Origin of the sequence: Thalassospira sp. (assembly GCF_040218635.1) — a bacterium.
Classification (GTDB): Bacteria; Pseudomonadota; Alphaproteobacteria; order Rhodospirillales; family Thalassospiraceae; genus Thalassospira.
On record NZ_JAVJRB010000012.1, the window covers coordinates 977,414 to 1,000,141 of the forward strand.

The window sequence follows — 22,728 nt, forward strand, 5'->3', positions numbered from 1 at the left end:
CCTAGACAGATGTCTTTTGCGGCATGATTGCGCGGCCAAATTCGACCTCGCGCCCACGTTCAAGATCGGTCATCCAACCTTCAAACATTTTATCTCGTGCCAGTTGGGCTGCGTAATGACGATGAAGGGCTGCGGTAAGGCGCCCTTTCCGACCAAGCATTTCATCAGCAAGGGCAATCATGACCGAATTTGGCCATGCAATCGGACGGATAGCGCGGATGGTGGTGAAAATGCTGTCTTCGTCACGGTCGGGTTCACATTGCGCCATCAGGGTAATCATCGCGGCGGTCGAACGCGACACGCCCATGTGACAATGCACCAGCAAATGGCCATCGCGGCGTTCTTCCCGACTGTTTTTAAGTCCCTCACCATATTCAAGGATGGCCTCGACATTGGCCTTTATCGGGGCCGGACGGCCTTCCTTGTCATCAATCACGTCATGGAATCGCAAAATCGTGCGTTCATGCGGTGCGTAATCGGAAAAGATGGCAGGGTCTTCCCGATCAGGGTCCAGCACAGACAAAACATGGGAAACCCCGTGATTGCGATGGGTCGGCAACTCGTCAATGCCACAGATCGTTAAACGTGAAATCGCAATCGGCTTCATCTTTCGTTCTCCTCATACATATCTTTTCTTTTCATCGCGCTATCAGAGCACAGGAAAAAGAAAAAACAAGGGCCAGCACCCGAAAAAGGTACCAGCCCGAAAATTTTCGCCAAACTGACATATCAAATTGGTGACAGATGACCTGCGATGATCTGACGCTTATTTCGCCCGGTTCACCGCATGAATATTGAGCATTTCCCACGCCATGGTCGCCCCGGCAAGGGCGGTAATGTCCGAAACATCATAAGGTGGGGAAACTTCCACAACGTCGCTGCCAATCAGATTGATGTGACCGGCAAGACCGCGCAGGATCGATACGGCCTGATGGGTGGTCAAACCGCCCAGAACCGGCGTTCCGGTGCCTGGTGCATAGCACGGATCAAGCCCGTCAATATCAAAGGTGATATAGGCCGGGTTATTGCCAACTGTTGCTTTGATCTTTTCAACAATCGCGTCAATCGACATTGACTGAACATCCGGGCCATAAAGGATATTGAACCCGTGGGTCGATTCATTGTGGGTCCGGATACCGACCTGAATCGATTTCGACGGATCAACAATGCCCTTTTGGGCGGCATGCCAGAACATGGTGCCGTGATCGATACGGTCCCCGTCATCTTCCCACGTATCGGAATGGGCATCGAACTGGATCAGGGAAATACCATCACCGTATTTTTCAGCATGTGCTTTCAACACTGGATAGGTGATGAAGTGATCCCCACCTATGGTCAACATCTTGGCACCGGACTGAACGATATCGCGGGCATGATCTTCGATCATTTCCGGCAGTTTTTCCGGGTGACCCGGATCGATAACCATGTCGCCATAATCAATGACCGAAAGTTCGGCAAAGATATCGCGACCGGACGGGAAATGCGGTGCCCATGCAAGATTGGCCGACGCACGGCGCACACCTTGCGGGCCAAGACGCGTTCCCGGTCGGCTTGACGTTGCAAGATCATAAGGAATACCGGTCACGGCAATATCAATGCCGTTCAGATCGCGCGAATAAATGCGGCGCATGAAGGACAGCGCACCGGAATACATCGGTTCGCTGGTGTTCTGATGCACAGATTTCGCGGTAAAGGCGTTATCACCGCCCTTGGTGTCAATGACGCCGGTGCTGCTCATTTTTCTTCCCTTATCTCCGAATGAGAACCTGCTTTAAAATCAGGCGTCGCCCAGTGCAATCCAGGTCGACTTAATTTCACAATATTTATCAAGCGCATGCAACGAACGGTCGCGACCGGTACCGGACTGCTTGTATCCGCCAAACGGCATGGTGATGGATCCACCGTCCCAGCAATTGACCCAGACAAGACCCGAACGCAGTTTCTTTGCGGTCATGTGGGCCTTGTTGATATCGCGCGTCCAAACCGCAGCGGCCAGACCATATGGTGTATCATTTGCGGTCTGAACAGCTTCTTTCCAGTCCTTGACCGAAATAACTGACAGAACCGGGCCAAAGATTTCTTCCTTGGCAATCGTCATGTCATTTTTGATGCCGTCAAATACCGTCGGCTCGACATAATACCCACCCGATTCTGTACGCGCACGTTTACCACCAGAACGCAGAACACCACCTTCTGACGCACCCTTTTCGATATAGCCCAGAACGCGGTTCATCTGATTTTCATCAACAATCGCACCCATCTGGCTTTTCGGATCAAGTGGATCACCCGGCTGCATTTTGGCACCTTCGGCGATGACCTTTTCGATGAATTCATCCTTGATGCTTTCTTCGACAATCAAACGTGATCCTGCGGTGCAGACTTCACCCTGATTATAGAAAATGCCACCTGCTGCCGCCGAGGCCGCCGCATCCATATCCGGGCAATCGGCCAGAACGATGTTCGGGCTTTTGCCCCCACATTCAAGCCAGACGCGCTTCATGTTTGACAGACCGGCATATTGCAAGAACAGCTTGCCGACTTCGCCAGACCCGGTAAAGGCAATGCAATCAACATCGTCATGCAGACCAAGCGCCTTGCCCGCCGTCGGGCCAAAGCCCGGGATCACGTTCAAGACACCTTCGGGAATGCCTGCCTCGACCGCGATTTCAGCAACACGCAGCGCGGTTAATGGGGATTGTTCCGCAGGCTTGAGGATGATCGAATTGCCCATCGCCAATGCCGGGCCAAGCTTCCAGACCGCCATCATCAGCGGGAAGTTCCATGGCACCACAGCAGCAACCACACCAAGCGGCTCGCGGGTGATCATGCCAATGGCATTAATCTCCGATGGCGAAATTTCGTCATAAACTTTGTCGATCACTTCGGCGTACCAACGAATGCACTTGTAAGAAAGCGGGATATCATCGCGGGCTGCCATCGTGATCGGCTTACCCATATCAAGGCTTTCAAGAAGGGCCAGCTCGGCGGCATTCTTTTCCAGAAGATCGGCAAAATGAAGCAAGACCGCCTTGCGCTTTGCCGGGGAAGCTTCCGACCAGCTGCCTTTCTCAAACACCGCACGTGCCGATGCCACTGCGCGATTGACGTCTTCAACGTCACATTCGGCAACCTTGGTCAAAACAGAACCGTCGCGCGGGCTGATGCAATCAAATGTCTTGCCCGATGCGGCATCAACATAGGCACCGTTGATGAACGCTTTGTTGCGAATATCAAGTGCTTTTGCCTGTGCGGTCAGCTGTTCAAAATTCAACGGATTGGTCATCGGAAATCTCCTGACGGATGGCGCTTTGGGTCTTTTGTTCGATTTTGATATTTGCTCGGGTGTGATGCCCGGTTGATCACGTGATCAATTAGATATCAGTAAGATGGCGGTGTTGCGGCACTGACGGTTTCACATTCACCATCCCCGACATTGCGGAAACGGTGCGGAATTTCCGCATTGAAATAGTATGCATCACCGGGGCCAAGAACCTTGACCCGCTCACCCACCGTTACTTCAAGTTTACCGCGAATGACAACACCAGCTTCTTCGCCCTTCTGGACAATAAGATTATCGCCGGTATCGCCACCCGCTGGATAGGTTTCATGCAGCACGCGCAAATTACGATTCTTGCGCGATGCCCCGACAAGACGCATTGACATCGTCCCGTCAGAAAGTTCGACAAGGTCTTCTTTTTTAAAGAAGATTTCTTCACCGTTATCAAGATCAATGGTGAAGAAATTAATCATGGTCATAGGGATGCCTGCCAACACTTTGGCAAGGCTATCAATAGACGGGCTGACCCGGTTTTGTTCGATCGTTGAAATGGTGCTGTTGGTGACGCCAGCACGACGTGCCAACTCACGTTGCGACAGCCCATACATGCTGCGCACAGCCTTCAGACGATCCCCTACCTTTTGAGACATTCCCGTCTTTTCCCTATTGGTCGTTTTTTATCTGGGTGCGGTTATACCGCATCGAGGTACCAACGATATTCAAGCTGTGTGACCTCGGAGAAGAATTCGTCATATTCCGCACGTCGGCAGATATCGAAAACTTCAACAAACTGTTCACCAAGATATTCCTTGACGATATCGCCTTCGACAAACCGGTCGAGGGCCGAAATCATGCTGCGCGGGACAATCTTGCCACCATGCTGCTCATAACCGTTGCCAACCGTGGGCTCGCCCGGATCAAGTTTGTTTTTCATGCCATAATGCACGCCAGCCAAAACGCAGGCCAACACCAGATACGGGTTTGCATCGGCACCAGACACACGATGCTCAACCCTTGCAGCCTTCGGGCTGCCAGCCGGGATACGCAGTGCGACAGTACGGTTATTCAAACCCCAGTTTGGCGACATCGGCGCATAGGCCTTGTTCTGGAACCGGCGGAATGAATTCGGATTCGGTGCAAAAATCGCCATGCTTTCAAACATCGCTTCCTGCAGGCCACCGATGGCAAAGCGCAGATTATCAGAAACTTCTTCATCGCCTTTGGGCGACATGACGTTGTTGCCGTCTTCATCGCTCAAACTGACATGGACGTGCAAACCATTGCCCGCCTGATCAGAATATGGCTTTGCCATAAACGTCGCGGTAACACCATGATCCCATGAAATGCCCTTGACGACGCGCTTAAGCTGCATGGCATGGTCTGCGGCCATCATCGGGTCGCCGACATGGCCCAGATTGATCTCGAACTGCCCGGGACCGGCTTCGGCAACGATGGTATCGGCCGGGATGCCCTGACGGTTCAGTTCTGCAACTGCGTCATGAAGAACCCGTTCGAAATCTTCGATCTGCTGAAGTCCGTAAACCTGCACACCATCCGATGCGATCCCGCCGCCAAGCGGCTGCGGAGGCAGTGGCACGGCCGTTTCCCGGTCCTGATCGGCAAGATAGAATTCAAGTTCCAGCGCAACAGTCGGATAAAGACCATCCGCATTCATGCGATCAACAACCGACTGCAAAACATTGCGCGGATCGGCAAAAAAGCGTGACCCGTCAAGGTTATACAGGCTCATCATTACCTGTGCTAATGGCAGCTCGCCATATGGAACACGGCACAAGGTACCGGGGATCGGTTTTGCGATATTGTCCTGGTCACCACTGGACCACAGAAGACCTGTGCCTTCCGGGTTATCGCCGGTGATGTCTACAAGACATACGGACCCCGGAAGATTGACGCCCTCATGAAAGCTTTTAATGAATTTCTGTTTGCTGATTCGTTTACCACGAAACACGCCATTGACGTCTGGGATCAACAGCTCGACAAGTTCGATATCAGGATTTTCTTCAAAGAATCGTTGGGCAACCGCCCTACCGTCTTCGACGAACGACTTGTTCATCGTCTTATACTCCCAGAAAAGGCCTTGTATTTTAGGATTTATCCCTGAACCCAACAGTGCCGTGCCGGAATGCCCCGGTCAAGCCCTATCGTGCGATATATCGTGCAAATCATGCACCGCAATAAAATCACCCCCGCAAAACAACCATCCGGGGAAACCAACCCTGCATGAACCACTGGACAACAAAAAATAAGAAATAACTGCCAAAAAATTTGGCTAAAAATCCTCTTGCAAAGGTGTTCAAAAAAACGAACACTAAAAACAGATGTTCAACATATCGCACAAAAGCAGACCAGCACCGCTGTCAGGAGACGTTATGAATAATTTCGACAAAACCGCCTATTGGCAGGATATTGATCAGGCACACCATATTCACCCGTTCACAGATACAGCGGATTTGAATAACCGCGGCACGCGGGTTATCACCCGTGCACAGGGCGTGTTTATCGAAGATTCCACTGGCAAGCGCTATCTTGATGGCATGGCAGGCCTGTGGTGCGTCAATATCGGCTATGGCCGCAAGGAACTTGCCGATGTGGCCTATGCCCAGATGCAAGAACTGCCCTATTACAACAACTTCTTCCAGTGCGCGAACACCCCGGCGATCGAGCTTTCGAAAGTTCTTGCCGAAATCACGCCAGAAGGCCTGAACCACGTCTTTTACGCCAATTCCGGGTCCGAGGCGAATGACACCGTTGTCCGTATGGTCCGCCAGTACTGGAAACTTAAAGGCACACCGGAACGTTCCGTCATCATCAGCCGTAAAAACGCCTATCATGGATCCACCGTTGCCGGATCATCCCTTGGCGGTATGGCCGGAATGCACGCACAGGGCGGGCCACTTCTGCCAGACGTCGTCCATATTGATCAGCCTTACTGGTACGGCGAAGGTGGCGACAACTCCCCCGAAGAATTCGGCCTGATTGCGGCGCGCAAGCTTGAAGAAAAGATCGAAGAACTGGGTGCAGACCGCGTTGGTGCCTTTATCGGTGAACCGATCCAGGGGGCTGGTGGCGTAATCATTCCGCCATCGACCTACTGGCCTGAAATTCAGCGTATCTGCAAAAAATACGACATTCTTCTGATTGCCGATGAAGTCATCTGTGGCTTTGGCCGTACCGGTGAATGGTTCGGTTGTGACACCTTTGACATCAAGCCGGACCTGATGCCGATGGCAAAGGGCATGTCGTCCGGGTATCTTCCGATCTCTGCTGTCATGGTTGGTGATCGCGTTGCAGACGTTCTGATCAATCAGTGCGGTGAATTCACCCACGGCTTCACCTATTCCGGTCACCCGGCATGTGCGGCAGTGGCACTGGAAAATATCCGCATCCTGCGCGAAGAAAAAATGGTCGAACGTGTGCATGACGATATCGGCCCTTATTTCGGCAAGGCGCTTAAAACCCTTGAAGACCATCCGCTGGTCGGCGCTGTTGAAACCGTCGGCTTGATTGCCGGACTTCCGCTGACCGATGACAAGAAAACCCGCAAACCGTTTGAAAAACCGGGAACCGTCGGCACCATCTGCCGCGATGCCTGTGTGGCAAATGGCGTAATCTCGCGGGCTTGTGGGGACCGTATGGTTCTCTCGCCACCGCTTTGCATCAGCAAAGATGAAGTCGACGAGTTGGTTAAACGGCTCCGTGCGGCACTTGATGATACCGCCAAGAAAATCGGAAAAATGTAATCACCATCTGATTACAATGACTTACCGAAATACCCGGCATGAGCTATCATTGCCGGGTATTTTTATCTAACCCCGACTGAACCCTGCGCCCCCACCTTCTCGCCCAAAGAGATCTTCATGCTCAAACGCATCTATCAACCCCTGGCCTATCAAACCGAAACCCTGCCCAACAGTTACTGGGCCGATAGTGTCCCCACCCTGCCCGATTGCGAAAAACTACCAATGGAAGGCACCCTTAAGGCCGATATCGCGATCATTGGTGGCGGATATTCCGGGCTGTCTGCAGCACTGGAATTGGCGCAAAACGGGGCCGATGTTGCGGTCTTTGATGCCGGGCGCAGCGGTTGGGGTGCATCGGGGCGCAATGGTGGTTTTTGCTGCATGGGCGGCAGCGGCAAAGATTACGGGTATCTGGCGAAAAAGTTTGGCGATGATGCGGTCAAACAATTCGCACGCATTCAACATGACGCGATTGATCTTGTTGAAAACCGCCTGGCGGATTGGAACATTGATGCCGACCGCCATTCAGACGGCGAAGTGATACTGGCACACAAACCCAACCGCATTCGTGAATTGCACCACGAAGCAGATGAGCTTGCCCATTACACCAACATCAAAAGCACGTTTTTAGACCGCGACGCCCTGATCGAGCGCGGATTACATGCCAACGAGACCTATGGCGGATTGCATGTAAAGGCGGGCTTTGGCTTAAACCCGATGAAATACCTTGTCGGGCTTCATGCCCAATGTACTGCAGCAGGTGTTCGAATATTCGAACAGGCAAAAATCGACCGCTTTTCCGAAAACGGCGATCACTATCTACTCCATGCCGGGGATACCCGGATATCAGCAGGTAAGATCGTGATTGCCACCAATGGGTATAGTTCGGAAAACTTGCCCGACTGGATTGGCGGGCGTTTGATGCCGGTGTTTTCCGGCATCCTTGTTACCCGCCCGATGCGCGATGATGAACTGTCCGCACAGGGCTGGACCAGTGACCTGATGGCTTTTGACAGCCGCATTTTACTGCATTATTTCCGCAAACTTCCGGATAACCGGTTCCTGTTTGGCGGACGCGGCGGCATAACCGCGACCCCTGCTGCCTTTGAGGCCGGGAAACGCGATCTTCTGGATAATTTCAACCGCATGTTCCCGGCATGGCGCGATATCGATTTCACCCATCACTGGAATGGCCTTGCCTGCCTGTCGCAAAGTTGGCGTCCCTATATCGGTCGTGTTCCGGGGCACCGCGACGTGTGGACGGCCCTTGCATGGCATGGCAACGGGGTTGCCTTGGCAAGCATGGGTGGGAAACTTTTGGCCCAACGCATGTTGGGCACGGTTGGCGAGGACGATCTTGGATCGGTTTTAACCACACCGATGGACAAATTCCCCATGCCCGCGCTTCGCCGTGTGGCACGGTCAGTTGCCTATCGCTATTACGGATTGCGTGATCGGTTTGCGTAACGGGCAAAAGTGACATATGTCATGTCCAACCACAGCATCATGCATTAATGCTGTGACACCCTGAGCGCATTACAGGTTTACCATCATGTCCGACAAACAGCCGACCCTTGCCGAAATCAAGGAACGCCGCGAAATTGCAACCCGTCGTATCAAGGACGATACCGGGATTGATCAGGACATGATCAAAAACATCGTCCATGGCTTTTATGCCAAGGTCCGTGATGATGATTTGCTTGGCCCGGTATTTGATGAAAAAGTCGAAAACTGGGACACCCATCTGGATCGCATGGTGATGTTCTGGTCATCGGTTGCGCTGGCAACCGGCAATTATGACGGCCGCCCGATGCAAAAGCACATGCCGCTTAAAATCACCCGTCACCATTTTGACCGCTGGTTGCAGCTTTTTGCGCAAACACTGTCGGAATATTGCGAAGAACCCGCCGCCAGACATTTCATGGAACGCGCCCTTCGCATTGCTTCAAGCTTTGAAATCGGCATTGCCGCCCATAACGGCGTGATCCTGTCAAAGGGCGAACGCTATGACCCGGTTGCCAACTGGACACCTGAATAACAGGCAAAATCACACCGGTTGCATTTTGCAATCAGTTTTGATACCGTGCCCTTGATTGCACGATGTATCAAACGGAAGGTGTTCCAATGTCTGACACACTTGCCATTGCCCAGCGCTATTTTCAGGCTTATGAAAATTCGGACCGTGATGCGATTGAACATCTGGTTTCCGATGATTTCCGCTTTAGCAGCCCGCTCGACAACCAACTGGATCGAAACGCCTATTTCGAATGCTGCTGGCCAAATCATCAACAGATTGACCGGTTCGACCTTGTCCATCTCGTTGCGAACGGGGATGACGTTTTTGTCACCTATGAAGGGGGCGCCAATACGGGCCGTCGTTTCAGAAATACCGAAATTCTGACCATCCGCGATGGCCGTGTTACTTCGGTCGAAGTCTATTTCGGCTGGAACCTGCCTCATTACGTGCCAGAAGGCCGTTCAGCCCCTTCGTGATGCCTTCTTTAAGTCCTGGAACGTAAAGAGTTGATGCAACTTGGCGACGCATGACAACAATGGTCTTATAATGTTTTCAGCCCAAGACATCCTTTTTGGGGGTATTACGGCATTGAAACCCATAAGAAAATCCATCAATCTGTGCATTATCGGTTTTGCTTAGGGTCTGTACCCATTTCGGATTAAGACACAAACGGAGAAAGTAACGATGTGGTCTGCGATCCTTGTCGCCGCCATTTTGCTGGCTGCACTGATTGCCTATACTCTGTACGGACATCGCCACCACCTGGCCATCAGCTCCGGCCCGAAAATTGATCCAGCATCGCGTCCAAACACCGCCCTTCTGCTGATTGACCTGCAAGACGATTTCACATCGGACAGTGCAAAGCATACCTATCCCGCCGATGCGATGACAAATGGCATTTTGGCCATCAACAAACTTGTTGAAACCGCCAATACCAATGGCTATCCGGTCATTTCGATCCGACAGACATTTGCGGGCTGGTACATCAACTTTCTTGTGAAATTGCTGAATGAAGGACGCGGCTGCCCGAAATCAAAGGGGCTCGACATTGATGCCCGGATTGATGGCGATATTGACCACGACATCGTTAAATCGCGTGCAGACGCCTTTCATGAACCCGAATTACCCCGGGTTCTCGACCGGCATCATGTTGGCAAATTGATCATTGTCGGACTGGACGGTGATTTTTGTGTCAACGCCACCATAAAGGCCGCCCTTGATCGCGGTTATGATGTATCGTTCAGTGACGCAACCACCCTGGCCCACAATCCGCATAGCTGGCGCAAAACAAAATCCCGCCTGATCGCCCTTGGGGCAAAAGACGGAATTGAAGAAAAACCCGGCGATGCGGTTTCAGACAGGACCGCCAAACAAACCGAACCGGCATAGGATTAAGGCCCTAAAGCCGGTCGCGGATCGAATACCAAACCATTGCTGCGACCAAAAGCGGGAAGCGCAATGCTTTACCGCCCGGGAAGACCGGGATTTTCAGGTTCGACATCACATCAAACCGTTCCATCGTTCCGGCAACCGCATCGGCCATGATTTGCCCGGCCAAGGTTGCCATGGCAACGCCGTGCCCGGAATAGCCGGTTGCGGTAAAGATATTATCTTCGATCTTACGGAAGAACGGCATACGGTTCATCGTAATCGCAAGTGTCCCGCCCCAACCATAATCAATCTTGACGTCTTTCAGCTGCGGATAGACTTCAATCATGTGTGGTGACACAAACGATTTGATGTCTTTGGGGAAATTATATCCATAGGTCTCCCCGCCACCAAACAGCATGCGTTTATCGGCACTTAACCGGTAATAGTTGATCACGAACTTTGAATCCGCGACCGCCACATCATCGCGGATCAGGTCACGCGCCAGATCATCGCCAAGCGGTTCGGTCGCAACGATGAAATTATTGATCGGCATGACCCGTTTGGCCACCCGATCTTCCAACCCGTCAAGATACCCGTTGCAGCCAAGGATCAATTTGTTAGCGCTAACAACCGCGCCATCCTTGGTCTTGACCGTAACCTTGCCCGTCTGATTTTCATAAGAGCTAACAACAGCATCTTCAAAAATCCGGGCCCCGGCGGCGCGTGCGGCGTTTGCAATTCCAAGGGCGAAATTAAGCGGATGAATATGCCCCGCCCCCATATCAAGCGACCCGCCGTGATAGAACGTCGTGCCCAGCATTTCGTGCATTTCGTCGCGATCAACATTGCGGATATCCTGATATCCGTATTCGTCGCGCAACTTTTCGCTATAGGCATGGGTATCAGGCACAAACCGCGCGCGATGATCCGCATGTAAAATGCCCGGTTTCCAATCGCAATCAATGTCATGCTTGGCGATCAGGGATTTGACGATGTCTTTGGATTGCTCGGCAATGTCCCAAAGTTTTTTGGCATCATCGCACCCAACCATCTTTTCCAGATCATCCTGTTCACGGCGCTGACCTGATCCGACCTGCCCGCCATTACGGCCAGACGCCCCCCAACCAACCCGATGGGCTTCAAGCAAAATGACGTTAAATCCGCGTTCCGCCAGATGCAAAGCAGATGACAACCCGGTAAAGCCGCCCCCGATGACAACAATGTCGCAGGTTTGGTCCCCTTGAAGCTTGGCAAACGGTTCGGTCGCATTGGCAGTTGCTGCGTAATAGGACGCAGGATATGCCCCGGCCGTGTCATTGGCAGTCAGCAAATTCGGGGTAAACACAAGGAGGCCTCATTTTTGGTTGGTGGTTATGGCCCATCCTGCCCAAACAGGACCATCTATCAAGGTAAAACTGCGCTTTTCAGGCAACTTCACGCGCATTTCACCGATTATGCCAAAACAGATCGGATCAAGGAAAAAGGATTGCGCAAAGCCATGCCTAAACCACGATACGTGCAAGCCTGACCTACCCCCCGATTTACCCTAATCGGCGAATAAAAATCAGAATCTTACGCAGATTTGGTCACAGCCTCGACCATGCGAAGGGCGGTTTTGGTCGCAGCACACCCCCCACGGGCCGTACAGCGCAAATCGGGATGCATCAATGCACCGATTTTCACTGTCTGATCGACCAGTTCGTCATAGCCCAGAACCGCATCAAACCCGGCCAAAATTGCCATTGCCGATGAAAAGGCATGTGACACCCCCGCAACATTGCGCGCATGACACGGGATTTCAACATCCCCGCCCACCGGATCACAAACCAGACCAAGGGTGTTCATCAAACACATGCTGGCCGCATCAAAGCATTGCTTGGCATCCCCGCCATATGCCTGCGCAACCCCTGCCGCCGCCATCGCCGCCGATGCCCCGGTTTCAACCGAACAGCCACCACATTCCGCCGCAAAAGTCCCACGGGCCGCAAAAACTGCCCCGATCAACGCCATGACCTGCAACGCATCTGTCGCCCCTTCGATATCAATGCCATGCCGGATCAGGCCATAAAGCGTTCCGGGAACGACCCCTGCACTGCCTGCCGTCGGGGCGGCACACACCAAGCCGCGATTTGAATCGCGCTCCATCGCCGATAAGGCACCTGCCATGGCATCCTGCAATACCGGACCACCCAGCCCGCTTGGCAAATTCGCATCGCGGACTTTGCGCGCCCGCAAGGTCAAAAACCGCATCACATTGTCTTCGGGTTTGGCATCGAACCCTTCGGCGACCACGCGCAACATCAATTCACACCGTTCGCGGAACAATACACGGGTGGCTTCGCGTGACAGGCCAAGGCGTTTGGCTTCCAACACCAGTGCCGCATCGGCAATTGATCCGCCTTCTTGTCCATCGGCAACCGCAATCACGGCTTCACTGGTAGAAAACAAATCATCTGTCGCACAGACCGGATATTGCGATGCACCGCCGTAGCGCAGATTGGCAATGCCATAGCGGGTCCGAAGTTCGCTAAATGCCTTCACATCGGGCAAGGATTGCAGGGATATCTCGATCCTGTCGTGATCAGGATCATGCGACACATCCAGAACGCTGTTTTCACCCGTTGCCAGGTCCGCTGCGATCTGATCGGCATTGGCAATTGCATCTGTTCCCCAGACAAACACTGTTGCCGTTTTCCCGGTGAGAAACAGCGCCTCGCCATTCATGCTGTCGATGTAATACATCCCGCCACCAACCGAGGCACCGGTATAAAGGTCGGTTCGTGTTTCGCCATCCAAAGTCAAAACGCTGAGTTCAATATCAACCCGGTTGGGGTGATTATTGTTATCAAGTTCGGTGACTTCGATTGCGAAACGAAATCCCTCGCCGCGTTCAACTCGACCAAGAATTTCACGGTAATCCGCATCGGTCAGCTTTGCACCGGCAAGCCCGGCAGCAAAATTTTCGTCCGAACTTTGCGCCTTGTAGCACGGCGCAAAAGACCCGCGCGGATCAAACCGCACCACCGCGTTTTGCAAGGTTTCCCCGTTTGAACAGGAAAGTTCACGCACAAGCTTTGCCATCATATAGGGTGCTGCACAGTGCGAACTTGATGGTCCGCGCATGACGGGACCAATCACGGAATTAAGCAGGCTGATTTCTTGCATGGCGGCACTTCACAGGTTGCGATGTATGTTGCGGGAATTGCATACAATATGCCGTGATCATCACCTGCCTTCTGGATGATTGCAATCATCCAAAAGAAAAACCCCCGATCAGCTTGATGGCCAATCGGGGTTTTCAGTCTCAGTTTTGGTGATGCGATCGCTTAACGCTGCTTGGTTTCCCATTCAGGATGCACAAAGAACGGTGCATTTGACGGCGCCAACGGCTGCCGCCCGCGAATGATGTCCGCAGCCTTTTCACCAATCATGATCGTTGGCGCATTCAGGTTGCCGGTCGCAATCGTTGGCATGATCGAACTGTCCACAACGCGCAGGCCTTCGATGCCATGCACCCGGGTTTGTGCATCGACCACGGACATCTCGTCACTACCCATCTTGCACGAGCATGACGGGTGATAAGCACTTTCGGCGTGATCTGCGACCCATGCGTCAATCTGCGCGTCGGTCTGGATATCTTTACCCGGTGCGATTTCACTGCCGCGCAGATCAGCAAATGCTTCCTGACCAAATATTTCGCGGGTCAGGCGCACCGATGCGCGCATTTCTTCCCAGTCTTCCGGGTGGCTCATATAGTTCGGATCAATGATCGGACGATCCTTGGGATCGGCGGATGCCAAACGCACTGTCCCACGCGACTTTGACCGCATCGGACCGATATGGGCCTGGAAGCCATCGCCTTCAGCGGCTTTTGATCCATTATAGTTAATGGCGGCTGGCATGAAATGATATTGCAGGTCCGGGTGTTTAACACCGGCTTTCGACCGGATAAAACCACCAGCTTCAAAATGGTTGGTCGCACCAAGACCGGTTTTAAACAGATACCACTGCACACCGATCTTAAGTTTGCTCCACCAATCAAGTTTGCTGTTCAGACTAACCGGTTTGGTGCATTCCATCTGAACATAAAGCTCCAGATGATCCTGAAGGTTTTCACCAACACCGGGAAGATCATGAACAACATCAATGCCGTGTTCGCGCAAATGCGCCGCCGGACCGACACCTGACAACATCAAAAGTTTCGGCGAATTGATTGAACCGGCCGAAAGAATGACTTCGCGATCAACCAAAGCACGCTTGGTCTCACCTTCATGGGTGAAATCAACGCCAATCGCACGTTTACCATCAAAAACAATGCGTTGTGCAAATGCTTTATTGTAAACCGTGACGTTGTCACGTTTTGCCGCCGGATGAAGATAGGCCTGTGCGGTTGACCAACGACGGCCTTTATAGACCGTCATATCCATGGTCCCCAGACCTTCTTGGCGATAGCCGTTCTGATCTTCTGTATGGGTGTAACCGGCTTGAACGCCTGCGGCCATCCATGCTTTATGCAGGTCGTTTTCGCACGCACCGGTCGTCACATGCAGCGGACCGTCACCGCCATGATATTCATCGCCATCGGTGTCTTCGTTGCGGGTATCGGCCTTGCGGAAATATGGCAGGCACCGCGCATAATCCCATTCTTTCAGACTTGCATCTTCTTCCGCCCAACGATTGTAATCAAGCGCGTGCCCACGGACATATGCCATGCCATTGATCGAACTTGACCCACCCGAAACACGCCCGCGCGGAGTTTCCAACCGGCGATTGTTCAGGTTGGTTTGCGGTGTTGTCCAATAGGCCCAGTTATAGGTTTCCGACTGCATCGGATAGGAAAGTGCCGTTGGCATATGAATACGCCAATCCCACCAATGATCGACTGGCCCGGCTTCAAGGACCAATACCTTAACATCGCGGTCTTCTGACAAACGATTGGCCAAAACAGCGCCGGCCGAACCGGAACCGACAATCACGTAATCATATTTTTCGGTCGTCTTTGGGGTCGTCATGTCTGATCCCTTGGTTTTCTTAATGCTGTGTGGGCAGCCCGTTACTGATCTGTGATGCGCGATTAGTAAGGCGCCTCGACATCGCCGGTTTCGACATAGACCGATTTGATGCGGGTATAATGTTCAATCGCCGCCCGGCCATTCTCACGACCGACACCGGATTTTTTCACACCGCCAAACGGCATTTCAATCGGGGTAATGTTGTAGGTATTGATCCAGCACGTCCCGGCTTCAAGCCGTGCAACAACACGGTGCCCGCGCGACAGATCCTTGGTAAAGACCCCTGCCGCCAGACCATATTGTGTGTCATTGGCGCGTTTGATGACTTCGTCTTCATCGGTGAAGGTCAGAACCGACATCACCGGGCCAAAGATTTCTTCACGCACAATCGTCATGTCATCGGAACACCCGGCAAAGATCGTCGGGGCAATAAACAGACCGCCTTCCGGCATGCCATCGGTTACGGCATAACCGCCAAGAACGCATTTTGCGCCTTCTTTCTTACCGGCTTCGATATAGGACATCACCTGATCGAACTGCGCTTTGGTCACAATCGGGCCGACCTGGGTTTCCGGTTTTTCCGGATCACCCAGAACAAGGTCCTTGGAACGTGCAATCAGTTTTTCGATGAAGGCATCGGCAACGCTTTCATGAACAAAGACACGTGTGCCGTTCGAACAAATCTGCCCCGATGAATAGAAGTTCGCCATCTGAGCACCCGAAACCGCGTTATCAAGATTGGCATCTTCAAAAACGATCATCGGTGATTTGCCGCCAAGCTCCATGGTAACGGCCTTCATGCCGCCCGCGGCCGCGGCTGCAACCTTGGCACCGGTGGCGGCCGATCCGGTCAGCGAAACCTTATCGACATCATCATGATCAACAAGGGCCGCACCACATTCGCGCGCGCCCTGAACAACGTTGTAAACACCGTCCGGAAGACCTGCTTCCTGAAGCGCCTCGGCAAGTGCGATGGCCGATAACGGGGTCACTTCGGATGGTTTATAGACAACCGCATTGCCACATGCCAATGCCGGGGCCGCTTTCCAACAGGCGATCTGGATTGGATAGTTCCATGCCCCAATGGCGGCACAAACGCCAACGGCTTCGCGGCGGGTATAGGCAAAATTCCCGGCAAGATCGATATGCTCGCCCGCCAGACTGCCGGCAACACCTGCAAAATATTCCAGACATTCCACACCGGAAATCACATCGACAATTTCGGTTTCCTGAATGGCACGCCCGGTATCGCGTGTTTCAACCAGTGCAAGTTCATCATTACGATCGCGCAGGATCTGGGCCGCCTTGAACAACACACGGGCACGCTGTGCCGCAGGTGTATTTTTCCAGATTTCAAACCCGGCGCGCGCGGCCTTAACAGCTGCATCAACATCAGATGCCGTGCTTTCATTGCCCTTGGCCAGAACCGTGTTGGTCGCGGGGTTCAGCGTCACCATCGCAGCACCCGAACCTTTGGTTTTCTTGCCATTGATGAAATTCTGAATTTGGTAAAGGCTCATATCAAAACTCCTGCGGGCCGCCTCGATGTCGGGCGACCGTGATCTTAAACACGTGACGTATCACTCAGCGGGCGGGCGAATTCGCCAGATAAAGGCGCATCGTACCAAGCACCATTTCCCGCGCGGCTTTGACATCAGATCGTCCGGCAGAAAGGCCGGAACGCACCCAGATGCCATCAATCATTGCCGCCATTGCGGCCGAAATTTCGTCTGCACACTGATCGGTTGTCAGTTGACGCAGCTCATGACGCAGATTGGACGCCAGTCGTTTGAAATAGATCTCGTTAATGCGGCTCAGTGCCTCTGAAAACGGCACTTGCGCCCAAAAGGACAACCACGCCACCGTGACCTGTGGGGTAAATTGTTCTTTGTTAAAATTCGTGTTCACAATTGCTTCCAGGCGGTCCATCGGCGTCTTTGCCGTGCCAAGGCGCAACAAATAATCATTGCGCAATTCCTGCATCAGGAAGCGCATGGTGGCTTCAAGCAATGCGTTTTTACCGCCGAAATAATGCGAAATAATGCCCGACGACATCCCCGCCGCCTTCGAGATACGCGCAATCGTCGTATCAGCAAATCCGTGGCGGTGAATGGTTTCAATCGTAGCGTCGATTAACTGCCTGCGGCGAACAGGCTGCATACCAACTTTAGGCATCAGAGCAATCCAATTCAGAACGTTCCAAGGGGTTTGGCGCCGCTACGATGAACAACAACGCACTTTTTAACCCTTCTTAATTGACGTATCGAGAATATGATGTACTTTAATTGAACAATCAATCAATAAAAAGACCGCCAGACGCGGCGCACGGATTACGGGGGTAAGCCCTGTTGCGCAGCTTTGCGGTTGTTTTTGTGATTATTCCGGTCCATGCGACAGGTTCTGGGGAACCTGATTGCGTGGCTCTGGACGAGTGTTAGCGACAACGATCTTGCGTTGATGTTCGTCTGGCCTCCGGAACTGATAGCTTCTCGTGACCACCTTTGGGTGGTCATCAGTAACGTTTAGATCCACACAAGGGAGAACCAGAAACATGACCACTCTTTCCACGTTCGGCCGTCTTCTTGGCAGCACCATCATTGCCACCACCCTTCTGGGTGCCGCAAGCGCCAAGGCAGCCGACAGCGATGCCTGCAAAACCGTAACGTTCTCTGATGTTGGCTGGACCGACATCACGGCAACCACGGCAACCGCATCGGTTATTCTTGACGCATTGGGCTATAATGCAGAAACCGAACTTCTGTCGGTTCCTGTGACCTATACCAGCCTTGCCAACGGCGATGTTGACGTGTTCCTTGGCAACTGGATGCCGACCATGGCAGCCGACATCAAGCCATATCTCGACAAAGGAACGGTTGTCAGCACCGGTGCGAACCTTGAAGGTGCGAAATACACCCTTGCCGTTTCCAAGAATGCCTTTGATGCAGGCCTGAAAGATTTCGCTGACATCGCCAAATTCAAAGATCAGCTTGATGGCGAAATTTACGGCATTGAGCCGGGCAACGATGGCAACCGTCTGATTCAGGACATGATCGATAGCGATCAGTTCGGCCTGGGCGGCTTTGAACTTGTTGAATCCTCCGAACAGGGCATGCTCTCGGAAGTGAAGCGTAAATCTTCACGCGATCAGTTCATCGTCTTCCTTGGCTGGGAACCGCACCCGATGAATGCAAAATACGATATGGCCTATCTTGATGGTGGCGATGACGTGTTTGGCCCGAACTTTGGCGGTGCAACGGTTCACACCAACCTGCGTGCCGGTTACACCGATGACTGCCCGAATGCCGGTAAATTCGTCACCAATCTCGGCTTCAGCCTTGCCATGGAAAACGAAATCATGGATGCGATCCTGAACGAAGGTACCGATCCTGCAGAAGCAGCATCAGCCTGGATCAAAGCCAACCCGGATGCGGCATATGCATGGCTTGACGGTGTTACCACCTTTGACGGTGGCGATGCAAAGGCAGCGCTGAAAAGCGGCCTTGGCCTGTAAGCTTACGCAAATAAGCGGGCCCCGCCCGCATTTGTGATCATACCGATACGCCCGCGCCCCGATATCGGGCTCCGCGCGGGCGTATCGCGTTTTTATCTTATTTATAAATGAACGGATTTTCCCCATGGAATGGCTCACGGAAACAAAGATTCCGCTGGGACAGTGGATAGCGTCCCTCATGGATGCCCTTAACGAACATGCCGATTTCGTTTTCTATACCATCTCGGATGTTCTTGAGTTCGTTATTGAAAACACCATTGATTTTCTGGTGTGGCTCCCGCCACTTTTGATTGTTGCCGGTTTTGGCGTCCTGGCTGCTGTCCTCCATAAATCATGGAAATTGTCGGCCTTTACCATTCTTTCCCTGCTTTTGATTGTTAATCTAGGCTACTGGGAAGAAACCATGGAAACGCTGGCCCTTGTGATCTATGCATCGCTGTTTTGCATGGTCATTGGTGTGCCCCTTGGTGTTGCGTCGGCCCACCGCCCCTGGCTGTATCAGGCCATGCGACCGGTCCTTGATTTGATGCAGACCATCCCGACATTTGTCTATCTGATCCCGACCCTGATCCTGTTTGGTCTGGGCGTCGTTCCCGGTTTGATTTCAACCGTGATCTTTGCAATTGCTGCGCCGATCCGCCTGACCCATCTGGGCATTTCAGGAACACCCAAAGCATTGCTTGAAGCCGGTGAAAGTTTCGGCTGCACGCCACGCCAGTTGTTGTTCAAGGTCGAACTTCCGTCCGCCATGCCATCGATTATGGCTGGCCTCACCCAATGCATCATGTTGTCGCTTTCGATGGTGGTGATTGCTGCCCTTGTCGGTGCGGACGGTCTTGGAAAACCTGTTGTACGTGCGCTTAATACCGTGAACATCGCCCAAGGGTTCGAAGCCGGCCTTGCGATTGTGATTTTGGCCATTGTGCTTGATCGCATTTGCCGCCGTGACGCCAAAGAAAAGTCGGGGCAGTGAACATGACCAATGCAATTGAATTTGAAAATATCGACGTCATCTTCGGCAATCGTCAGGAAGAATCACTGGCCCTTCTGGATGCCGGAAAGACCCGTGCAGAAATCGCCAAAGCCAACAACAATGTTCTTGGCGTTGCCGGTGTCAGCTTAAATGTCCCGCAAGGTGAAATTTGCGTTCTGATGGGACTTTCAGGGTCTGGAAAATCATCGCTTTTGCGCTGTGTGAATCGTCTGAATACCGTTTCACGCGGAGCACTTCGTGTGCGTGATGGCGACTGGATGGAAGACGTCACCAAATGTGATGGCCCGACCCTTCGCAAATTGCGCCGTGAATGCGTTGCCATGGTCTTTCAGCAATTTGGCCTTTTGCCCTGGCGAACTGTTGCCGAGAATGTCGGCTTTGGTCTTGAGCTTCGCGGCATGGATCCCAAAGAACGCCGCGACGTGGTCCAGGAAAAGCTTGCTCTTGTCGGGCTTGATCAATGGGCAGACAAATACGCCCATGAACTGTCTGGTGGCATGCAGCAGCGTGTTGGCCTTGCCCGCGCCTTTGCGACCGATGCGCCGATACTTCTGATGGACGAGCCGTTTTCGGCCCTTGATCCATTGATCCGTAACCGCCTGCAGGACGAGTTGCTCGATCTTCAGGAAAAGCTGAACAAAACCATCCTGTTTGTCAGCCATGATCTCGATGAAGCCATGAAACTTGGCAATTCGATTGCGATCATGGAAGGCGGCTATGTTGTGCAGCACGGCACCCCGGAAGACATCGCATTACGTCCGGCCAATGAATATGTTGCCGATTTTGTCGCCCATATGAACCCGGTCCACATCCTGCGTGGTCGTGCAATCATGCACAGCGTCACCAAGGAAGAACGCACCAGTTCCGGTGATATTGCGCTTGATGATCACGACATGCACATCACGGTTAAAGATGGTGTTGTCCAATCCGCAACCGGCGGCAAAGACGGCGCCCTTACGCTGATCCAATATGATGGCACGCTTCCTGCCGAGTTCGACGGGACCGACAATTCAGTTGTCTTTGTCGCTCAGGATGATGTGTTGCTCAAAGATTTGATTGATATGCGCTCAATCACGCAAAACCCGGTCATTCTGACACGTGATGGCAAAATTTCGGGCACCTTGGGTCGCAAGGAATTCTTTGACAGCCTGACACAGACGGCAAGCATCGCCGACTGATTTCAAATCATCACTGTATTAAATAAAGGGCGGCTCCTTCATGGGCCGCCCTTCTTCTATGGGAAATACCGATAAACGTTACCCGCCGGTCACCGGTGGAAACAGTGCCACTTCACTGGCACCCACAACGATGGTTTCTGCCGTCGCATATTCCTGATCGACGGCAACCCGAATGATGGCGGGGTCCGCCAATGCAGCGGCGAAATTCGCCCCGCGTCCGGGCATCCATGCCAAAAAGTCGGCAACGGTTTTGACATCATCGGGCAATTCGACAGTTTCCTCGGCCATGCCGATGCGGTCTTTGACCCACGAAAAATAGACCAGTTTCATTTGTTCTTCCGCACTTCGAATTCATCTGTTTGCGCATCGTTGCGCAATCATAGTGATCGCACAAGTCCTGATCGCGCTTAGGCACACATAACCGGCGGCAATTGCCTGCTTGCCGGTTTCAACCTTGCAGCACCCCCAAATTTCGCATATATAATGAAAATCACCTTACAAAAGTGATAGTGTCTTACAAACAAAGCATCTAGGGAGGCATCAGATGACACGCACCTTCACCCGCCGGTCAGTTCTGGCAACAGGACTTGCCGCAATTGGCACCGTCGCACTGCTTGGTTTTGGCAATCCGGCAACTGCCGCTGATAAAACCAATCTTCGTTTTTCGGCTGTTTTCTCGGAACAGGACATCCGGGCAGACATGATGAAGAAGTTCGCTGCGGATCTTGGCGACACTTATAATGTCGAGCTGTATTACGGCGGCAACCTGTTCAAGCAAACCACCGAGATCCTCGCGATCCAGCGTGGAAACCTTGAAATGGGCAACGTCTCACCGCAGGACATCGCAACACAGGTTCCGGCTTTCTCGATCCTGAGCTCGGCCTATTTGTTCCGAGATGGCGATCACATGCGGACATTCTTCAAAAGCGATGCCGGCAAGGAAATGAAGGCACTGGCCGAAGACCAGCTGGGCATTCATATTCTCGGCCCAACCTATTTTGGCACACGTCAGGTCGGCCTGCGTACGGATCAGAAGATCAACACGCCTGAAGATATGGCAGACATCAAATTGCGTATGCCCGGCGGCGATGCCTGGCAGTTCCTTGGCAAGGCACTTGGCGCCAACCCGACACCGATGGCATATGCAGAAGTCTATACCGGCCTTCAGACCGGTGCGATTGATGGTCAGGACAATCCGCTTCCAAACGTCGAGAACATGAAGTTCTATGAAGTCATGAAGCAGATCGCATTGACCTCGCACCTTGTTGCCTATGACATGCTGGTTGTTTCATCCAAGGTCTGGGATGGCCTGAGCGCTGACGAACAGGCTGCCTTCCAGAAAGCAGCCGATGACGCCATTAACTGGAGTCAGGAACAGCATCTTGCACGCGAACAGAAACTGGCGGACTTCTTCAAGGAACAAGGCCTTGAAATCTATACGCCGGATGTTGCTGCCTTCCGTGCACACGCCCAGAAGATGTATCTTGAATCGGACCTTTCGAAAGATTGGCCAGAAGGAATGCTTGAACGCATCAATGCGCTTTAAGCACCGTCTCTTATGACGTCAAGATAACACCGCGCGCAGGGCCCAAACCCTGCGCGCGCAG

General features: G+C 52.7%; 20 protein-coding genes. 9 read left to right on the top strand and 11 right to left on the bottom strand.

Translation table 11 applies throughout. The features are described 5' to 3' along the window. Window position 1: 1 nt before the first annotated feature. From RIC05_RS18505 to RIC05_RS18525, 5 genes are all read right to left on the bottom strand, one after another. Complete coding sequence (locus tag RIC05_RS18505) at window positions 2-607, bottom strand: tyrosine phosphatase family protein (protein ID WP_350046008.1); 606 nt, start codon at window positions 605-607, stop codon at window positions 2-4. 159 nt (window positions 608-766) lie between these two features. Beyond that, a complete protein-coding gene (gene speB, locus RIC05_RS18510; RefSeq protein WP_350046009.1) occupies window positions 767-1,738 on the bottom strand; it encodes an agmatinase in 972 nt (323 codons plus the stop codon). A gap of 39 nt (window positions 1,739-1,777) precedes the next feature. Further along, window positions 1,778-3,283 (bottom strand): aldehyde dehydrogenase, encoded by a 1,506-nt coding sequence (locus RIC05_RS18515; RefSeq protein ID WP_350046010.1) that lies wholly within the window; start codon window positions 3,281-3,283, stop codon window positions 1,778-1,780. A gap of 95 nt (window positions 3,284-3,378) precedes the next feature. Further along, window positions 3,379-3,927, bottom strand: coding sequence for a cupin domain-containing protein (locus tag RIC05_RS18520; protein ID WP_350043202.1), 549 nt, complete (start codon window positions 3,925-3,927; stop codon window positions 3,379-3,381). 41 nt (window positions 3,928-3,968) lie between these two features. After that, window positions 3,969-5,351 carry a glutamine synthetase family protein gene (locus tag RIC05_RS18525; protein ID WP_350046011.1) on the bottom strand — a complete coding sequence of 461 codons (1,383 nt, stop codon included), beginning with the start codon at window positions 5,349-5,351 and terminating at the stop codon, window positions 3,969-3,971. Between the two features lie 316 nt (window positions 5,352-5,667). On the opposite strand from RIC05_RS18525, the gene RIC05_RS18530 reads away from it, so the two are divergent. The 5 genes from RIC05_RS18530 (at window position 5,668) to RIC05_RS18550 (ending at window position 10,444) form a co-directional block, all read left to right on the top strand. After that, window positions 5,668-7,038 carry an aspartate aminotransferase family protein gene (locus RIC05_RS18530; RefSeq protein WP_350046012.1) on the top strand — a complete coding sequence of 457 codons (1,371 nt, stop codon included), beginning with the start codon at window positions 5,668-5,670 and terminating at the stop codon, window positions 7,036-7,038. A gap of 117 nt (window positions 7,039-7,155) precedes the next feature. Beyond that, window positions 7,156-8,505, top strand: a complete 1,350-nt coding sequence (locus RIC05_RS18535; RefSeq protein ID WP_350046013.1) for an NAD(P)/FAD-dependent oxidoreductase — start codon at window positions 7,156-7,158, stop codon at window positions 8,503-8,505. An 85-nt stretch (window positions 8,506-8,590) separates the two neighbouring features. Next, on the top strand, window positions 8,591-9,076 hold the full coding sequence (locus RIC05_RS18540; RefSeq protein ID WP_350046014.1) for a group III truncated hemoglobin: 486 nt from the start codon (window positions 8,591-8,593) through the stop codon (window positions 9,074-9,076). A gap of 86 nt (window positions 9,077-9,162) precedes the next feature. Continuing rightward, complete coding sequence (locus RIC05_RS18545; protein WP_350046015.1) at window positions 9,163-9,531, top strand: nuclear transport factor 2 family protein; 369 nt, start codon at window positions 9,163-9,165, stop codon at window positions 9,529-9,531. A 208-nt stretch (window positions 9,532-9,739) separates the two neighbouring features. Further along, window positions 9,740-10,444, top strand: a complete 705-nt coding sequence (locus RIC05_RS18550; protein WP_350046016.1) for a cysteine hydrolase family protein — start codon at window positions 9,740-9,742, stop codon at window positions 10,442-10,444. Between the two features lie 10 nt (window positions 10,445-10,454). Here RIC05_RS18550 and RIC05_RS18555 read toward each other — a convergent pair whose 3' ends face one another. From RIC05_RS18555 to betI, 5 genes are all read right to left on the bottom strand, one after another. Next, the gene (locus tag RIC05_RS18555) at window positions 10,455-11,771 is read right to left on the bottom strand and encodes an NAD(P)/FAD-dependent oxidoreductase (protein ID WP_350046017.1); all 1,317 of its coding nucleotides are present in this window, start codon (window positions 11,769-11,771) and stop codon (window positions 10,455-10,457) included. 227 nt (window positions 11,772-11,998) lie between these two features. Further along, the gene (locus RIC05_RS18560; RefSeq protein ID WP_350046018.1) at window positions 11,999-13,591 is read right to left on the bottom strand and encodes an L-serine ammonia-lyase, iron-sulfur-dependent, subunit alpha; all 1,593 of its coding nucleotides are present in this window, start codon (window positions 13,589-13,591) and stop codon (window positions 11,999-12,001) included. A 161-nt stretch (window positions 13,592-13,752) separates the two neighbouring features. Continuing rightward, window positions 13,753-15,438, bottom strand: a complete 1,686-nt coding sequence (gene betA / locus RIC05_RS18565) for a choline dehydrogenase (RefSeq protein ID WP_350046019.1) — start codon at window positions 15,436-15,438, stop codon at window positions 13,753-13,755. A 62-nt stretch (window positions 15,439-15,500) separates the two neighbouring features. After that, a complete protein-coding gene (betB, locus tag RIC05_RS18570; RefSeq protein ID WP_350046020.1) occupies window positions 15,501-16,958 on the bottom strand; it encodes a betaine-aldehyde dehydrogenase in 1,458 nt (485 codons plus the stop codon). A 64-nt stretch (window positions 16,959-17,022) separates the two neighbouring features. Beyond that, window positions 17,023-17,613 carry a choline-binding transcriptional repressor BetI gene (gene betI, locus RIC05_RS18575; protein WP_350044410.1) on the bottom strand — a complete coding sequence of 197 codons (591 nt, stop codon included), beginning with the start codon at window positions 17,611-17,613 and terminating at the stop codon, window positions 17,023-17,025. Window positions 17,614-17,989: 376 nt separating this feature from the next. Here betI and RIC05_RS18580 point away from each other — a divergent pair, with 376 nt between their 5' ends. The 3 genes from RIC05_RS18580 to choV all read left to right on the top strand — a co-directional run bounded on the left by RIC05_RS18580 (window position 17,990) and on the right by choV (window position 21,121). After that, a complete protein-coding gene (locus tag RIC05_RS18580) occupies window positions 17,990-18,949 on the top strand; it encodes a choline ABC transporter substrate-binding protein (protein ID WP_350046021.1) in 960 nt (319 codons plus the stop codon). Window positions 18,950-19,073: 124 nt separating this feature from the next. Next, complete coding sequence (gene choW / locus RIC05_RS18585) at window positions 19,074-19,922, top strand: choline ABC transporter permease subunit (protein WP_350044414.1); 849 nt, start codon at window positions 19,074-19,076, stop codon at window positions 19,920-19,922. Window positions 19,923-19,924: 2 nt separating this feature from the next. Further along, complete coding sequence (gene choV, locus RIC05_RS18590; protein ID WP_350046022.1) at window positions 19,925-21,121, top strand: choline ABC transporter ATP-binding protein; 1,197 nt, start codon at window positions 19,925-19,927, stop codon at window positions 21,119-21,121. Window positions 21,122-21,199: 78 nt separating this feature from the next. On the opposite strand, the gene moaD is transcribed toward choV, so the two are convergent. Next, entirely contained in the window at window positions 21,200-21,451 is a 252-nt protein-coding gene (moaD, locus tag RIC05_RS18595) for a molybdopterin converting factor subunit 1 (RefSeq protein WP_350046023.1), read from the bottom strand. Window positions 21,452-21,665: 214 nt separating this feature from the next. On the opposite strand from moaD, the gene RIC05_RS18600 reads away from it, so the two are divergent. After that, complete coding sequence (locus tag RIC05_RS18600) at window positions 21,666-22,667, top strand: sialic acid TRAP transporter substrate-binding protein SiaP (protein WP_350046024.1); 1,002 nt, start codon at window positions 21,666-21,668, stop codon at window positions 22,665-22,667. The last annotated feature ends 61 nt before the right edge of the window (window positions 22,668-22,728 follow it).

Bases quoted from the DNA above. Each gene is read 5' to 3' on its own strand.
- moaD (WP_350046023.1), bottom strand. From the start codon at position 21,451: ATGAAACTGGTCTATTTTTCGTGGGTCAAAGACCGCATCGGCATGGCC.
- betB (WP_350046020.1), bottom strand. From the start codon at position 16,958: ATGAGCCTTTACCAAATTCAGAATTTCATCAATGGCAAGAAAACCAAA.
- RIC05_RS18535 (WP_350046013.1), top strand. From the start codon at position 7,156: ATGCTCAAACGCATCTATCAACCCCTGGCCTATCAAACCGAAACCCTG.
- RIC05_RS18530 (WP_350046012.1), top strand. From the start codon at position 5,668: ATGAATAATTTCGACAAAACCGCCTATTGGCAGGATATTGATCAGGCA.
- RIC05_RS18520 (WP_350043202.1), bottom strand. From the start codon at position 3,927: ATGTCTCAAAAGGTAGGGGATCGTCTGAAGGCTGTGCGCAGCATGTAT.
- betI (WP_350044410.1), bottom strand. From the start codon at position 17,613: ATGCCTAAAGTTGGTATGCAGCCTGTTCGCCGCAGGCAGTTAATCGAC.
- RIC05_RS18550 (WP_350046016.1), top strand. From the start codon at position 9,740: ATGTGGTCTGCGATCCTTGTCGCCGCCATTTTGCTGGCTGCACTGATT.
- RIC05_RS18600 (WP_350046024.1), top strand. From the start codon at position 21,666: ATGACACGCACCTTCACCCGCCGGTCAGTTCTGGCAACAGGACTTGCC.
- betA (WP_350046019.1), bottom strand. From the start codon at position 15,438: ATGACGACCCCAAAGACGACCGAAAAATATGATTACGTGATTGTCGGT.
- RIC05_RS18580 (WP_350046021.1), top strand. From the start codon at position 17,990: ATGACCACTCTTTCCACGTTCGGCCGTCTTCTTGGCAGCACCATCATT.
- RIC05_RS18515 (WP_350046010.1), bottom strand. From the start codon at position 3,283: ATGACCAATCCGTTGAATTTTGAACAGCTGACCGCACAGGCAAAAGCA.
- RIC05_RS18505 (WP_350046008.1), bottom strand. From the start codon at position 607: ATGAAGCCGATTGCGATTTCACGTTTAACGATCTGTGGCATTGACGAG.
- speB (WP_350046009.1), bottom strand. From the start codon at position 1,738: ATGAGCAGCACCGGCGTCATTGACACCAAGGGCGGTGATAACGCCTTT.
- choW (WP_350044414.1), top strand. From the start codon at position 19,074: ATGGAATGGCTCACGGAAACAAAGATTCCGCTGGGACAGTGGATAGCG.
- RIC05_RS18545 (WP_350046015.1), top strand. From the start codon at position 9,163: ATGTCTGACACACTTGCCATTGCCCAGCGCTATTTTCAGGCTTATGAA.
- RIC05_RS18540 (WP_350046014.1), top strand. From the start codon at position 8,591: ATGTCCGACAAACAGCCGACCCTTGCCGAAATCAAGGAACGCCGCGAA.
- RIC05_RS18560 (WP_350046018.1), bottom strand. From the start codon at position 13,591: ATGCAAGAAATCAGCCTGCTTAATTCCGTGATTGGTCCCGTCATGCGC.
- RIC05_RS18525 (WP_350046011.1), bottom strand. From the start codon at position 5,351: ATGAACAAGTCGTTCGTCGAAGACGGTAGGGCGGTTGCCCAACGATTC.
- choV (WP_350046022.1), top strand. From the start codon at position 19,925: ATGACCAATGCAATTGAATTTGAAAATATCGACGTCATCTTCGGCAAT.